The following is a 14,431-nucleotide window of genomic DNA, read 5'->3' on the forward strand; positions in this document are numbered from 1 at the left end:
CGGACCGGCGGCTCCCCGTCCGACGGGGGACGGTCGGCCGGGACCGGTAACTCCGGGGTCGGTCCGGTTCCGCCGGCTGGTGCGCCGGCCGGCGGCGGACTTCCGGTCGTCGGCGCGGACGGCCGTCCGGTGAGCGCGGCCAGGCGGAAACGGGCCCGCGCGGTGGCCCGGCGCATGGCGAGCCGGACCGGCCCGCCGAGCGGGGACACCTGCGCCGCGAGCGCCGCCCGGTCGGGCAGCGCCACCTGACCGGCGAACACCGCCGCCGCGCTGACCTGGCTGGCGGCCGGGTCGTACGGGGTGCCCTCGGGCGGGCAGCAGGACGGCTCCGCGCACAGGTAGGAGAACCAGCGGCCCTCGGTGACCCGCAGCGCGTCGAGCACCACCAGGCCGGTGGCGGTCAGCGCCTCGCCGAGCGCGTCCACGATCACCGTCACCCGGGCGGCCGGACCGTAGCCGACGACAGTGGCGGCATCGGCGTCCTGCCGGGCCACCACCTGCGCCAGGTGCCGGGCCGCCGGACCGGGGTCGGCACCCGGTGCGGGCAGGTCGCCACGGGCGGCGAAGACGACGCGCCGGCCGCGTACCGCGACCACCACGACGCTGTCGGCGGGGTGGAAGCCGAGCAGGTAGGGCACCGCCGCCACCATGTCGGCGGGCGAGCGGACGGAGAGACGCGCTGGCTCGGTGGAGTTCATGACGGGAGCGTGGGCGGCCGGGCGCCACCGCGTCAGCCCCTGTGGACGACACGCGGTCCATCCACAGATACGGAGCGTATCGGTGCAGGTCAGCGGCGATCGGCAACGTCGCACGGCACACGGATGTCCGGGGTACCCGCTACCTTGCGCACATGGACCTGGCGTACCTGCGGGCACACCCGGAGCAGCTGCCGACCTTCCTGACCCACCAGCGGATCCGGGAAACCCCGGTCTCCGGCGGTGACATCTGCGCCGCCTCCCGGCTCACGCTCGACGACGGGCACTCGGTGTTCGCCAAGACCTGGCCGGAACGGGCCGCGCGTCCGCTGCCGGAGGGCTTCTTCGCCGCCGAGGCGTCCGGGCTGCGCTGGCTGCGCGAGGCCGGTTCGGTGCCCGTACCGGATGTGCTCGTCGCCCTGCCCGGCCTGCTCGCGCTCGACTGGGTGGAGCCCGGCGAGCCGACGCCGGAGGCCGCGGAGGCGTTCGGCCGCGACCTGGCCGGGCTGCACCGCGCCGGGGCGCCCGCCTTCGGCGCGGACTGGGCCGGTTTCATCGGCGCGCTGCCGCAGGACAACACGCCTGCCCCCGGTCCGTGGGCGGGCTGGTTCGCCCGGTGCCGTCTCCTGCCCTACCTGCGCATGTCGGTCGACGGCGGCGCGCTCGACCACGCCGGTGCGGCGCTCGTCGAGCAGGTCGTCGACCGGATCGGCGAGTTCGGCGGGGACGAGCCACCGGCCCGGCTGCACGGCGACCTCTGGCCGGGCAACCTGCTCTGGGGTGCCGACGGGCGGGTCTGGCTGGTCGACCCGGCCGCGCACGGCGGGCACCGCGAGACCGACCTGGCGCAACTCGCGCTGTTCGGCGGCCCGCCGCACCTGGACCGGATCATGGCGGCCTACCGGGAGGCGTGGCCGCCGGGTGACGGGTGGCGGGAACGTGTGCCGCTGCACCAACTGCACCTGCTGCTCGTGCACACCGCGATCTTCGGAGCGGGGTACGCGGATGCCGTGCGCTCCACCGCTCGGGCCGCCCTCCGAGGGCTCGACCGCGCTACGGTCGACGGATGAGCGCCCCCCGGACGACGACCGACGGCCCTCTCGCCGACCGGTACGGCCGTGTCGCCCAGGACCTGCGGGTCTCGCTCACCGACAAGTGCAACCTGCGCTGCACCTACTGCATGCCGGCGGAGGGCCTGCCCTGGCTGGCCAATCCGCAGCTGCTCAGCGACGACGAGGTCGTCCGGCTGGTGGGTGTCGCGGTGAGCCGGCTCGGCGTCACCGAGGTGCGCTTCACCGGCGGTGAGCCGCTGATCCGGCCGGGCCTGCCGGGCATCGTGGCGGCGGTCGCCGCGCTCACGCCCCGGCCGCGCATCTCGCTCACCACGAACGGCATCGGCCTGGCCCGGATGGCGACGGCGCTGCGCACGGCCGGGCTGGACCGCGTGAACGTCTCGCTCGACACGCTGGACCGGGACCGGTTCACCGCGCTGACCCGCCGTGACCGGCTCGCCGACGTACTCGCCGGGCTGGCCGGCGCGGCGGACGCCGGGCTGACCCCCGTGAAGATCAATTCGGTGCTGATGCGGGGCACCAACGACGACGAGGCGCCCGCATTGCTCCGGTTCGCCCTCGCGCACGGCTACGAGCTGCGGTTCATCGAGCAGATGCCGCTCGACGCCCAGCACGGCTGGGACCGCTCGACCATGGTCACCGCCGACGAGATCCTGACCTCACTGCGGGCCGCGTTCGCGCTGACGCCGGACCCGTCCGAGCGGGGTGCGGCACCGGCCGAGACGTGGCTGGTGGACGGCGGGCCGGCCCGTGTCGGCGTGATCGCCAGCGTGACCCGGCCGTTCTGCGGCGACTGTGACCGCACCCGGCTCACCGCCGACGGCCAGGTGCGCAACTGCCTGTTCGCCACCGAGGAGTCGGACCTGCGCGGCGCGCTGCGCGACGGCGCGGACGACGAGGAACTGGCCCGGCGCTGGCGTGCGGCGATGTGGGTCAAGCGGGCCGGGCACGGCATCGACGACCCGGCGTTCCTCCAGCCCGCGCGTTCGATGTCGGCGATCGGAGGCTGAGGGTGGAGCTGACCGTCCGCTACTTCGCCGGCGCCCGCGCGGCCGCCGGACGATCCGAGGAGACCGCATCCGCCGGCCGGTCGCTGGACGAACTCCTCGACGAACTGGCCGCCCGGCACGGCGAACGCCTCGGCGTGGTGCTGAAGGCGGCGAGTTTCCTGGTCGACGGCGTCGCCTGTCATGATCGACGGGCGCTGTTGCCGGCCGGGGTGACGGTGGACGTGTTGCCGCCCTTCGCGGGCGGCTGAGGGGGGCACACGTGCTGGCCATGGCGACATTCCTGGGCTTCGTCGTGCTCGTGATCGGCCTGATCCACTTCTACCTGTGGAAGCGGCTGGTCCGGGACACCACGCGCCCCGGGCGGTGGCGCCGGGCCGGCACGGTGGCGATCGCGGCGCTGGCGGTGCTCGTACCGGTGACCCTGGCCGGCACGCGCAACGGCTGGTACTGGCTGGCCTGGCCCGGCTACCTCTGGGTCGCGCTCATGTTCTACCTGCTGGTGCTGCTGCTGGTGCTGGAGGTGCCGACCGCTGTGGTCCGGCTCGTGCTGCGCCGGCGGGCCCGATCGGCGGCCACCGCCGGCCTCGAGCCCGAGCCCGCGCCCGCGCTCGTCGGCGCGGCCACCGCGGATGGTCCGCCGCCGCCTGTCGACAGCACCGAGGCAGCGCCAGCCGGTACCGACGCGCCGGACCACGACCCCTCCCGGCGGCTGCTGCTCGCCCGTGGGGCGGCGATCTTCGCCGGGCTCACCGCCGCCGGCATCACCGGGTACGGCGTACGCACCGCGATGGGTCCGCCGCAGCTCGACCGGGTGCAGATCCCGCTGGCCAAGCTGCCCCGCGGCATGGACGGGCTGCGCATCGCCACCGTCTCCGACATCCACCTCGGGCCGTTGCGCGGCCGGGCGCACACCGAGCGGATCGTCGCGATGATCAACCGGATGGACGCCGACCTGGTCGCGGTGGTGGGTGACCTCGTCGACGGCACGGTAGCCGAACTGGGCGAGGCCGCCGAGCCGCTGCGCGACCTGCAGTCCCGGTACGGCAGCTTCTTCGTCACCGGCAACCACGAGTACTACTCCGGCGTGGAGGAGTGGGTCCGTGAGGTGGACCGGCTCGGCCTGCGGGTGCTGCAGAACGAGCGGCAGGAGATCCAGGCCCGGGGCGGTGTGCTGGACCTGGCCGGGGTGAACGACGTGAGCGCCGTCGGCACCGGGGTGGCCGGGCCCGCCGACTACGCCGCAGCGCTCGGCGACCGTGACCCGAGCCGGCCGGTGGTGCTGCTGGCGCACCAGCCGGTGGCCGCGCAGGAGGCGGCGAAGTTCGGCGTCGACCTCCAGCTCTCCGGGCACACCCACGGCGGCCAGATCGTGCCGTTCAACCTGGCGGTGAAGCTCCAGCAACCGGTGGTCTCCGGTCTCGGCGAGGTGGACGGCACGAAGGTCTACGTCACAAACGGCGCCGGTTTCTGGGGCCCGCCGGTGCGGGTGGGTGCACCGCCCCAGGTGACGCTCGTCGAGCTGCGCGCGCAATAGCGTGCCGGGGCGGCCGAGTCCAGCACCGCATTGCTCAGGTCACCCGTACGCGTGGCGGCGGGCGGGCGGGGGACCGGACGTGACAGGATGCGGCGTGCCTCCGTTCAGCGCCGCACCCCCCGGTGGCCTCCCGCCATACGTCGCGGATCTGCACATCCACTCGAAGTACTCCCGCGCGTGCAGCCGCGACCTGACCCTGCCGAACCTGGCCTGGTGGGCCCGGCGCAAGGGCATCGGCGTGCTCGGCACCGGCGACTTCACCCATCCCGCCTGGTACGACCACCTGCGGGAGACGCTGCACCCGGCCGAGCCGGGCCTGTACCGGCTCTCGCCCGACGCGGAGCGGGACGTCGCCCGGCGGCTGCCGCCCCGGCTGGCGAGCGAGGCGGAGGCCGACCCGGTCCGGTACATGCTGAGCGTGGAGATCTCCACGATCTACAAGCGCGACGACCGCACGCGCAAGGTGCACCACCTCATCTACCTGCCGGATCTGGACGCGGTGGCCCGGTTCAACACGGCGCTGGGCCGGATCGGCAACCTCGGCTCGGACGGCCGGCCGATCCTCGGGCTGGACTCCCGCGACCTGCTGGAGATCACGCTGGAGGCGAGCCCGGACGGCTTCCTCGTGCCCGCGCACATCTGGACGCCCTGGTTCTCCGCGCTCGGCTCGAAGTCCGGCTTCGACGCTATCGCCGACTGCTACGCCGACCTGGCCGGGCACATCTTCGCGGTGGAGACCGGCCTGTCGTCCGACCCGGAGATGAACTGGCGGGTCGGCAGCCTGGACCGCTACCAACTGGTGTCGAACTCGGACGCCCACTCGCCGCCCGCGCTGGCCCGGGAGGCCACGGTCCTGACCGCCGCCCGCGACTACTTCGCGATCCGCGAGGCGCTGCGTACCGGCGACGGGCTCGCGGGCACCGTGGAGTTCTTCCCGGAGGAGGGCAAGTACCACGCCGACGGGCACCGGCTGTGCGGGGTGAACTGGTCGCCGGAGCGGACCCGTGAGGCCGGCGGGCGCTGCCCGGAGTGCGGCAAGCCGCTCACCGTGGGCGTACTCAGCCGGGTCGAGGAGCTGGCGGACCGCCCGGCCGGGCACCGTCCGGCGCACGCGCGCGAGGTGACGCACCTGGTGCCGCTGGCCGAGATCCTGGGCGAGCTGAACCGGGTCGGCGCGCGGTCGAAGAAGGTCGAGGGCAAGCTCAACGAGCTGATCGCCGCGCTCGGCCCGGAGCTGGAGATCCTGACCCGTACCCCGATCGAGGAGATCGGCCGGGTCGGTGGCGAGCTGCTCGCGGAGGGCATCGGCCGGCTGCGCCGCGGCGACGTGCGCCGGGTGCCGGGCTACGACGGCGAGTACGGCGTGATCACCCTGTTCGACCCGGCGGAACTGGGCGGACCGGGTGCCGGGGCGGGGCAGGAGACGCTGTTCGACGTACCCGTGCCGGCGCAGCGGCGGCCGGCGGAGCCGGCGCCGAAGCCGAAGGCCAAGCGCCCGGCGGCGGCCCGGCCGGAGCCGAGGCGCACGCCGCCGCCCGCGCCTCCGATCGCGCCGTCACCGTCCCCACATGAGCCGTTCGAGCCGATGCTCGCCGGGATGGAGGAGGTCGGCACCGGCCTGCTGGACCGGCTGGACGCGATGCAGCGGGTGGCCGCGTCCGCGCCGGGGGGTCCGCTGCTCATCGTGGCCGGTCCGGGCACCGGCAAGACGCGGACGCTCACCCACCGGATCGCGTACCTGTGCGCGGAGCTGAACGTCTTCCCCGACCAGTGCCTGGCGATCACGTTCACCAGGCGGGCGGCCGAGGAACTGCGGCACCGGCTGGACGGGCTGCTCGGCCCGGTCGCCGAGGACGTCACAGTGGGCACGTTCCACTCGCTCGGCCTGACCGTGCTGCGGGAGAACGCGGCGGCGGCCGGGCTGCCGGCGGACTTCCGGATCGCCGACGACGCGGACCGGGCGGCGGCACGCGCCGAGGCCGGTGCCGACGACGAGCGGTACGCGGCGCTGCTGCGCAAGCGGGATCTGGTCGACCTGGACGAGCTGCTGACGCTGCCGGTGGCCCTGCTCAAGGGGGACCGGAAGCTGGTCCGGGAGTACCGCGAGCGCTGGAAGTGGATCTTCGTCGACGAGTACCAGGACGTCGACGCGGTGCAGTACGACCTGCTGCGGCTGCTCAGCCCGCCGGACGGGAACCTGTGCGCGATCGGTGACCCGGACCAGGCGATCTACTCGTTCCGGGGCGCCGACGTCGGCTACTTCCTGCGCTTCTCGCAGGACTTCACCGACGCCCGGCTGGTGCGGCTGAACCGCAACTACCGTTCCTCCGCGCCGATCCTGGCCGCCGCGGTGCAGGCCATCGCGCCGTCGTCGCTGGTGCGCGGCCGTCGTCTCGACCCGGCCCGGCTCGATCCGGAGGCGCCGCTGGTCGGCCGGTACGCGGCGAGTTCCGCCTACGACGAGGCCGACTTCGTGGTCCGTACCGTGGACGAGCTGGTCGGCGGCCTGTCCCACCGCTCGCTGGACTCGGGGCGGATCGACGGGCGGGCCACCTCGCTGTCCTTCTCCGACATCGCGGTGCTGTACCGCACCGACGCGCAGGCCGCGCCGATCGTGGACGCGCTGGCCCGGGCGAACATCCCGGTGCAGAAGCGCTCGCACGACCGGCTGCGTGACCGCCCCGGCGTGCCGGCCATCGCCCGCGAGCTGCGCCACGCCGGTCTGGACGGCTCGCTCGCCGCCCGGGTACGCCAGGCCGGGCAGATCCTGGCCGAGCGCTTCGCGGTGCCCACGCTGGACGGCTCCGGCGCGGTACGCCCCGAGGACGTCCGCACGGCGGTGGACCTGCTCACCCCGCTGGCCCGGCGCTGCGACGACGACCTGGAGCTGTTCCTCAACCAGCTCGCCACCGGCGCGGAGGTGGACGCGCTGGACCCGCGCGCCGAGGCGGTCACGCTGCTCACGCTGCACGCCGCCAAGGGGCTGGAGTTCCCGGTGGTGTTCCTGGTCGGCGCCGAGGACGGCCTGCTGCCGCTGCGCTGGCCCGGCTCCGAGCCGGATGACGACGCGGTGGCCGAGGAGCGCCGGCTGTTCTTCGTCGGGCTGACCCGGGCGCAGGACCGGCTCTACGTCAGCCACGCGGGTCGCCGCGCCCGGCACGGCGCGGAACGCGACACCCGCCCGTCGCCGTTCCTCGACGTGATCGACCCGGCGTTGTTCGAGCGCCTGGACGCGACCGAACCCCGCCGCCCGAAGGACCACCAGCTCCGGTTGATCTGAGCGGCGCGCGTCAGGTCAGCACGGCGGCGAGCCAGGCGCCGCCGAGCAGCGCCGGGCCGAACGGCACCGGCGTGTCAGGGCGTACCCGGCGGGCGGCGAGCAGGACGAGGACCGCGACTCCGGCGAGCACGTGCGGCAGGAGCAGCCCGAGGCGCAGGGCCGGCCAGCCGAGCCAGCCCAGCGGCAACCCGAGCGCGGCGGCGAGCTTCACGTCGCCGAAGCCGAGGCGGGCGCGGGGCAGCAGCGCTAGCACCGCGTACCCGGTGAAGGAGAGTGCGGCCCCGGCCACCGCGACGGCCAGGCGGCGCGGCTCGCCGGTCGCCGCCGTGGCTGCGGTGAGGCCGAGCCCGCCGCCGAGCGCGGCCACGCCGACCAGCGGGTCGGGCAGGCGCAGCGCGGTCAGGTCGGTGACCGCGAGGACCAGCCCGGCGACGGCGACGAGCAGCAGCGCGGGCAGCACCGGATCGGCACCCCGGGCGGCGGCGAGCCCGCCGAACGCCACGACGCCGGCCAGTGCGAACGCACCCCGGCTCGGCGCGTGCCTCCCGGCGATCCGATCCGTGCAGAACGACCGGCCGACCGGGACAGCAGCCCATCCGGTCGCCGCGCCGAGCAGCGCGACCCCCGTCACCAGCAGTGCCGACACGGGCGGGACGCTACCGCCCGGCGGGTTCTCCGGCCGTCCCGTCGACGGCTGGTGGCGGGGACCGGCGCGGGCGTTCGGTGCTGACCACCACCGCCACGCCGACCACGATGACCGCGCCGCCCATCAGCACCTGCGAGGTGACGGGTTCCGCGACGAACAACGCGCCGAGCGCCACCGCCACCACCGGATTCACGTACGCGTACGTGGACACCAGCGAGATCGGCGCGTGGGCGAGCAGCCAGACGTACGCGGTGAAGGCGACCAGCGAACCGGCCACCATCAGGTACGCCATCGCCGCCCAGGACCGCCCGGTCACGTCGGCGAAGGAGAAGCCGCGCAGCTCGCCCCGGGCCACGCCGACGAGCGCGAGCACCGCCGCGCCGGCCACCATCTCGTAGACGGTGGCCACGAACGGGTCGGCGGGCATCGGGATCTTCCCGGACAGGTACGAGCCGACCGACCAGCTCACTGCCGCGGCGACCACCGTGAGCGCCCCGGCCACCGGCACCGCGTCCACCCCGTCCCGGGGCAGCACGAGCAGGACCAGTCCGGCGAAGCCGAGCGCCACCCCGACGAACGTCCACGGCCGCGGCCGGTCGCCGCCTGCCGTACGCAGCAGCACCAGGAGCAGCGGCACGGTGGCGACGAGCAGCGCAGCCACACCGGACGGTACGGCGGTCCCGGCCGGGCCCGACTCGGCCAGCACCACCAGGCCGTTGCCGCCGGCCAGCAGCAGCACGCCGATCAGCGCGGCGGAGCCGACGCGGCGCGCGGGTACCCGCAACGCTCCCGGTCCGCGCCGCAGGCGCAGCACCACGGCGAGCACCACCGCGGCGGCGGCGAACCGCATCGCCGAGGAGACGAGCGGCGGCAGGGACTCGACAGCGACCCGGATGCCCAGGTAGGTCGAGCCCCACAGCAGATAGACCAGCACGAGGGCGGCCCAGATCAGTGCGGTGCGGGCCGGTGGCATCGCGGAATCGACAGCGTTCGTCGCACTCGTGGGGCGTGAGCTCATCGTGGGACCACGCTACGGTGACCACGGCGTCGGCGTCGCCAGTTGGTGGCCGGCCTCTCAGCACTGGCGTACGCAGGAGGCGTTCATGTCGAACTTCGGTCCACCGGGCGGCGGCTCTCCCGAGCCGTGGGGACGGCGCGACGACGGCTACGCCCCGCAGCCCGACCCGCGCTACGCCCCGCAGGGCGACCCGCGCTACGCCGCACAGCCCGATCCGCGGTACGGCCCGCCGGACGCGCGGCCGTACGGCCCGCCCGCCGATCAGTACGGGCCGCCCGACCAGTACGGAACGCCCACCCAGCAGTACGAGCCCGCCGACCGGTACGGCCCGCCGGCCGATCAGTACGGCCCGCCGACGCAGCGATACGAGCCGGGTCCGGCCTGGTCCCCCGGCCCGCCGCAGGGCCACCCGGCCGGCCCGTACGCCGGGCCGCCGCCCTACGCCGGGCCGACTCCACCGAAGCGCGGGAAGGGCCCGCTGCTGGTGGTCGTGATCGTGCTGGCCGTGCTTCTGCTGGGCGGCGCCGGGGCGTACTGGATGCTGGGCCGGGACGAGCGGACCCCGACCGGCGGCACGACCGCCGCCACCGCGCCGGCCGCGGATCCGACCGGGGCGGCACCGAGCGAACCGGCCGACACGACGCCCACGACGGCGTCTCCGGCCTCGTCGACCGATCCGCGTTTCGTCAAGGCGGGCCAGTGCGTCGCCAACGAGGGTGGCGGCGGCCAGCCCAAGCTGGTGATCGCCGACTGCGGCCCGAAGACGTACGAGGTGCTGCGCCGCATCGACGGCGCGACGAGCGGCAAGAAGGACGCGGAGGCGAAGTGCGGGAAGGTGGCCGGTTACACCGACTGGTACTTCTTCGACAGCGAGCTGGACACGCTCGACTTCGTGCTCTGCCTGAAGCGCCGCTGACGCTCCACGAGAGCCGGTAACCAAAACTAGGGCTGTCTAGCATCCACGCTAGACAGCCCTAGTTTCAGGTCGAGGCCGACACGCGGTAGCCGCCTCTACGCGCATCTAGCCTGGTCGCTAGAGAACCCGATACTGTGCGATTCGTGGATCCGGTCCGCAACCCGTACGCGCCGGGCGCCGGCCAGCGCCCGCCCGAACTCGCCGGGCGGGGGCGGGAACTGGACGTCTTCGACGTGGTGCTGGAACGGATCGCACGCGGCCGGCCGGAACGCAGCCTGATGCTCACCGGCCTGCGTGGAGTGGGCAAGACGGTCCTGCTCAACACGCTGCGCTCGGAGGCGATAAACCACCTCTGGGGCACCGGCAAGATCGAGGCGCGGCCCGACCAGTCGTTGCGCCGGCCGATCGCCGCCGCGCTGCACATGGCGGTCCGTGAGCTGGCGCCCCGGCACCGCGCCCCGGACCGGATCGACGCGTTCCTCGGCGTCCTCAAGGCGTTCGCACAACGCTCCGCGCCGACCGGCCGGGGTGGCACGGCGCCCAAGCTGCGCGACCGCTGGCAGCCCGGCATCGACGTACCGGCGAGCAGCGGACGCGCCGACTCCGGCGACATCGAGATCGACCTGGTCGAGCTGCTGAGCGACGCGGCGGCGGTCGCCACCGACGTCGGCACCGGTATCGCCGTCTTCATCGACGAGATGCAGGACGTCGGCGCCGAGGACGTCTCCGCGCTCTGCGCCGCCTGCCACGAGCTGTCCCAGCTCGGCGCACCGCTGATCGTCGTGGGCGCAGGCCTGCCGCACCTGCCGGCCGTGCTCAGCGCCGCCAAGTCCTACTCCGAGCGGCTCTACCGCTACCAGCGCATCGACCGGCTCGACCGGATCGCCGCCGACCAGGCGCTCTGCGCGCCGGCCGAGCGGGAGGAGGTCGAGTACGAGCAGAAGGCCCTCGACCTGCTCTACGAGAAATCCGGCGGCTATCCCTACTTCGTCCAGGCGTACGGCAAGGCCACCTGGGACCACGCTCCCCGCTCACCGATCACCGCGGCGGACGTCCGGGTGGCCGCGCCGGAGGCGGAGGCCGAGCTGGCGGTGGGCTTCTTCGGCTCCCGGTTCGAGCGGGCCACACCCGCCGAACGCGAGTACATGCGCGCGATGGCCACGCTGGCGCTGGTGGACGGCGAGGAGGGTGGCCGGGACGACATGGACGCGGCGGTGCCCACCGCCGAGATCGCCCGCGCGCTCGGCCGCAAGCCGGCCAGTCTCTCCCCGGCGCGGGACGCGCTGATCAAGAAGGGGCTGATCTACTCCGGTGAGCGGGGAACTGTGGCGTTCACGGTGCCGCACTTCGGCCGCTACCTGCGCACCCAGCCCGCCTGAGGGGCCGTTCGCGTCGGCTCAGACCCGCGACCAGGGCGCCGGGAAGACCACCTCGCCGGCCGGCGGCGGTGGCTCGTCGCTCGCCGACGGCGGCAGCACCAGCGCCTGCCACGGCTCCCCCAGCCCGGACCAGGGACTGGTCAGGCCGAGCCGGACCGCCGGGCCGAACCCGAACCGCCGGTAGTAGGCCGGATCGCCGAGCACCACCACCAGCCGTTCCCCCAGCTCGGTCGCGGCATCCAGTGCCGCCTGGACGGCGGCCGTGCCGTGCCCCAGCCGCTGCCGGTGCCGGGCCACCGCCACCGGACCCAGTGCCAGCGCCGGCCAGGTGCCGCGCCCGGTGCGTACATCGACGCGCGTGAGCAGCGCGTATGCCACCACCTCGCCGCCGTACTCGGCGACCATGGCCAGCTCCGGGATCCACGCCGGGCTGTGTCGCAGCTCCTCGACCAGACCCACCTCCGGTGGGGCGGCCACGTCGGGCCGGGCGAAGGCGGCGGCCAGCACCCGGGCCACCGGCGCCTCGTCGGCCGGGCCCTCCGGGCGCAGTCGCAGCGTCGTCACCCGCGCGACCTTACCGAACGCGACGGGTCCATCCGCGACTGTCGCTGAAATCGATACCGTTCGGACGTCCACGTCGGCCGATACCTTTCGTGTGTTGCGGGGATGACGACGCCCTCGACGGGGTAAGACTGAGCCATGAAGCCCGTGCGTTCCCTCGCCCGAGTCATGTTGAGCGGCATCTTCGTGGTCAGCGGCGCCCGTAACCTGCGCAACCCGGAACGCGTGGCGCAGGCCGCGGAACCGGTCACCGGGAAGGTCGCCCCGCTGATCCGGAACGTCCACCCCCGCATCCCCACCGACACGGTCTCGCTCATCCGCGCCAACGCCGCCGCCCAGCTCGCCGGCGGCCTGATGCTCGCCACCGGCCGGTTCACCCGGCCGGCCGCGCTGGTGCTCGCGGGCACGCTGATCCCGACCACCGCCGCCGGTCACCCCTTCTGGACCAACGACGACCCGGCCACGCGAACCAGCAACCAGGTCCACTTCCTGAAGAACCTCGGCCTGCTCGGTGGCCTCCTCCTCGCCGCCGCCGACACCGAGGGCAAGCCGGGGCTGCGCTGGCGCGCGGGCCACCGGATCGACCACTCGCGCCGGTCGGTGAAGCGTGCGGTCCGCACCGCGCGACGCGAGGCGAAGATCGCCGTACGCTCCGCGGCGACCGCCCGCCGCATGCCCGGCTGACCAGGCGTTTCGTACGGCCCACCACCCCCCGCAAGGCCATCAATCACCTGAACCGTCCGACACCCGTTAACGCGGTGGAAATGTCGCAAACACGTGTGGGATCGGACACGGTCGCGTAACGCGGGAGGCAGCAACGTGAGGCGCCGTTCTAGGCTCCGTTCTGGACCTGAACGGGTACGACGACGACCTTGGTACGGGGGTGGCCACGCCATGCCGACGACAGTCGGTAGACGGACCAACCGCCTCGCCCCGGCCTCCCGCGTCGACCGCCGGATCGCGATGCGTCTCGGCGTGGTCGCCGCCGTGTCGTACGCGGCGTGGCTCGCCATCGGCGCCTTCGGACGGCCCTACAACTTCTTCGACATGAAGATCTACCACGGCGCGGTGCTGTGGTGGGCCGGCGGCAACGAGCTGTACGACTTCGTCGCGCCCTCGACCACGCTGGGCTTCACCTACCCGCCGTTCGCCGCGCTGGTCATGCTGCCGATGTCCTGGCTCCCGGTCGACGGCGCCGGTTTCGTGAACGCGCTGGCCAGCATCGGCGCGCTCGCTGTCGTCCTAGCGGCGCTGCTCCGTCCCATCGTGGACCGGCTCGGCTGGCCGCTCTGGTTCAGCGTCGGCATCGCCACCCCGCTCGCCGTCGCCATCGAGCCGTCCCGGGAGACGCTCGGCTACGGGCAGGTAAACCTGCTGCTGTTCGCGCTGATCATGGCGGACATGGTGGGCCTGCGCTGGCGGGCCAAGCGGGGCACCCACCACGAGACGGCCGACTCGCCGCTGGCCCGGTTCGTCTACAGCGGCGCCTGGGCCGGTGTGGGCATCGGGCTCGCCACCGCCGTCAAGCTCACCCCGGCGCTGTTCGTGGCGTACCTGATGCTCACCCGGCAGTGGCGGGCCGCGCTCACCGCTGTGGCCACCACGATCGGCGTGACGATCGCGACGTTCGGCGTGCTCGGTGAGGAGTCCCGCGCGTACTTCACCGGCGTGCTCTGGCAGACCGAGCGGGTCGGCGCGGCGGACATGACCGCCAACCAGTCCCTCGCCGGCCTGCTGGCGCGGCTCTACGACTCGATCGAGACGCCCGGGCTGCTCTGGTTGGCGTTCTCGGTGCTGGTCCTGGCGCTGGGCCTGTCCCGGGCGATGAGCGCCCGCGCCGACGGCGACGAGCTGACCGCGTTCACGCTCGTCGGGCTCACCGCCAACGTGATCAGCCCGATCTCCTGGTCGCACCACCTGATCTGGGTCATCCCGGCGATCATCGTGCTGGCCGACGCCGCGGTACGCCGCCGCGAAGCCAGTCGCGGCCTGCCGCCGCGCGGCACCGGCAGCCCCTCGGCCACCGGCGTGCCGGCACTACGCCCGCCGATCTGGTATCCCACGCTGACCGGGCTCCGCCACGGTGCCGGCGCGCTGGTGCTCTACCTGCTGTTCCTGATCTCACCGATCTGGCCGTACGAGCACCAGCTCCCCGAGGTGTCCCACTACCAGGACGGCCTGTTCGGCGCGCTCATGGAGAACTCCCTGGCCATCGCCCTGATCGTGCTCGTCGCGGCGCTGCCGTGGCGCCCTGGCGCCGAGCCGGCGTTCTACCACGACCGGTTGGGCCGCACCGCCGCGCTCGCCGCCCGGCGCTGA

The 14,431-nt window shown here is 74.0% G+C and carries 13 protein-coding genes; 9 read left to right on the forward strand and 4 right to left on the reverse strand.

Annotation, left to right across the window (positions count from 1 at the left end; translation table 11 throughout):
- On the reverse strand, window positions 1–698 hold a 698-nt coding region (locus AB0D28_RS04255; protein WP_357382057.1), incomplete at its 3' end, for a DUF4192 domain-containing protein.
- Between the two features lie 152 nt (window positions 699–850).
- On the opposite strand from AB0D28_RS04255, the gene AB0D28_RS04260 reads away from it, so the two are divergent.
- The 5 genes from AB0D28_RS04260 (at window position 851) to AB0D28_RS04280 (ending at window position 7,592) form a co-directional block, all read left to right on the forward strand.
- The gene (locus tag AB0D28_RS04260) at window positions 851–1,765 is read left to right on the forward strand and encodes a fructosamine kinase family protein (RefSeq protein ID WP_357382059.1); all 915 of its coding nucleotides are present in this window, start codon (window positions 851–853) and stop codon (window positions 1,763–1,765) included.
- Entirely contained in the window at window positions 1,762–2,778 is a 1,017-nt protein-coding gene (gene moaA / locus AB0D28_RS04265) for a GTP 3',8-cyclase MoaA (RefSeq protein ID WP_357382061.1), read from the forward strand. The genes AB0D28_RS04260 and moaA overlap by 4 nt, the downstream gene beginning before the upstream one ends.
- Before the next feature lie 2 nt (window positions 2,779–2,780).
- Window positions 2,781–3,026: a MoaD/ThiS family protein gene (locus AB0D28_RS04270; RefSeq protein ID WP_357382063.1), complete on the forward strand. Its 246-nt coding sequence runs from the start codon at window positions 2,781–2,783 to the stop codon at window positions 3,024–3,026.
- 11 nt (window positions 3,027–3,037) lie between these two features.
- Window positions 3,038–4,312, forward strand: coding sequence for a metallophosphoesterase (locus tag AB0D28_RS04275; protein ID WP_357382065.1), 1,275 nt, complete (start codon window positions 3,038–3,040; stop codon window positions 4,310–4,312).
- A gap of 94 nt (window positions 4,313–4,406) precedes the next feature.
- Complete coding sequence (locus AB0D28_RS04280; RefSeq protein WP_357382067.1) at window positions 4,407–7,592, forward strand: UvrD-helicase domain-containing protein; 3,186 nt, start codon at window positions 4,407–4,409, stop codon at window positions 7,590–7,592.
- A 10-nt stretch (window positions 7,593–7,602) separates the two neighbouring features.
- On the opposite strand, the gene AB0D28_RS04285 is transcribed toward AB0D28_RS04280, so the two are convergent.
- Window positions 7,603–8,238 carry an A24 family peptidase gene (locus tag AB0D28_RS04285; RefSeq protein ID WP_357382069.1) on the reverse strand — a complete coding sequence of 212 codons (636 nt, stop codon included), beginning with the start codon at window positions 8,236–8,238 and terminating at the stop codon, window positions 7,603–7,605.
- 10 nt (window positions 8,239–8,248) lie between these two features.
- Window positions 8,249–9,256: an EamA family transporter gene (locus AB0D28_RS04290; RefSeq protein ID WP_357382071.1), complete on the reverse strand. Its 1,008-nt coding sequence runs from the start codon at window positions 9,254–9,256 to the stop codon at window positions 8,249–8,251.
- A gap of 1 nt (window position 9,257) precedes the next feature.
- Here AB0D28_RS04290 and AB0D28_RS04295 point away from each other — a divergent pair, with 1 nt between their 5' ends.
- Together AB0D28_RS04295 and AB0D28_RS04300 are read left to right on the forward strand one after the other, a co-directional pair.
- A complete protein-coding gene (locus AB0D28_RS04295) occupies window positions 9,258–10,172 on the forward strand; it encodes a flagellar basal body protein FliL (RefSeq protein ID WP_357382073.1) in 915 nt (304 codons plus the stop codon).
- 143 nt (window positions 10,173–10,315) lie between these two features.
- Entirely contained in the window at window positions 10,316–11,551 is a 1,236-nt protein-coding gene (locus tag AB0D28_RS04300) for an ATP-binding protein (RefSeq protein WP_357382075.1), read from the forward strand.
- An 18-nt stretch (window positions 11,552–11,569) separates the two neighbouring features.
- Here AB0D28_RS04300 and AB0D28_RS04305 read toward each other — a convergent pair whose 3' ends face one another.
- Window positions 11,570–12,115 (reverse strand): N-acetyltransferase, encoded by a 546-nt coding sequence (locus tag AB0D28_RS04305; RefSeq protein ID WP_357382077.1) that lies wholly within the window; start codon window positions 12,113–12,115, stop codon window positions 11,570–11,572.
- Between the two features lie 135 nt (window positions 12,116–12,250).
- On the opposite strand from AB0D28_RS04305, the gene AB0D28_RS04310 reads away from it, so the two are divergent.
- Entirely contained in the window at window positions 12,251–12,796 is a 546-nt protein-coding gene (locus tag AB0D28_RS04310; protein WP_357382079.1) for a DoxX family protein, read from the forward strand.
- Between the two features lie 210 nt (window positions 12,797–13,006).
- Complete coding sequence (locus AB0D28_RS04315) at window positions 13,007–14,431, forward strand: glycosyltransferase 87 family protein (RefSeq protein ID WP_357382081.1); 1,425 nt, start codon at window positions 13,007–13,009, stop codon at window positions 14,429–14,431.

The organism is Micromonospora sp. NPDC048169 (assembly GCF_040652815.1).
Lineage (GTDB): Bacteria > Actinomycetota > Actinomycetes > Mycobacteriales > Micromonosporaceae > Micromonospora.

Excerpts from the sequence above, each read along its gene's own strand:
- AB0D28_RS04290 (WP_357382071.1), bottom strand. The coding sequence starts at position 9,256 with ATGAGCTCACGCCCCACGAGTGCGACGAACGCTGTCGATTCCGCGATG.
- AB0D28_RS04315 (WP_357382081.1), top strand. The coding sequence starts at position 13,007 with ATGCCGACGACAGTCGGTAGACGGACCAACCGCCTCGCCCCGGCCTCC.
- moaA (WP_357382061.1), top strand. The coding sequence starts at position 1,762 with ATGAGCGCCCCCCGGACGACGACCGACGGCCCTCTCGCCGACCGGTAC.
- AB0D28_RS04260 (WP_357382059.1), top strand. The coding sequence starts at position 851 with ATGGACCTGGCGTACCTGCGGGCACACCCGGAGCAGCTGCCGACCTTC.
- AB0D28_RS04310 (WP_357382079.1), top strand. The coding sequence starts at position 12,251 with ATGAAGCCCGTGCGTTCCCTCGCCCGAGTCATGTTGAGCGGCATCTTC.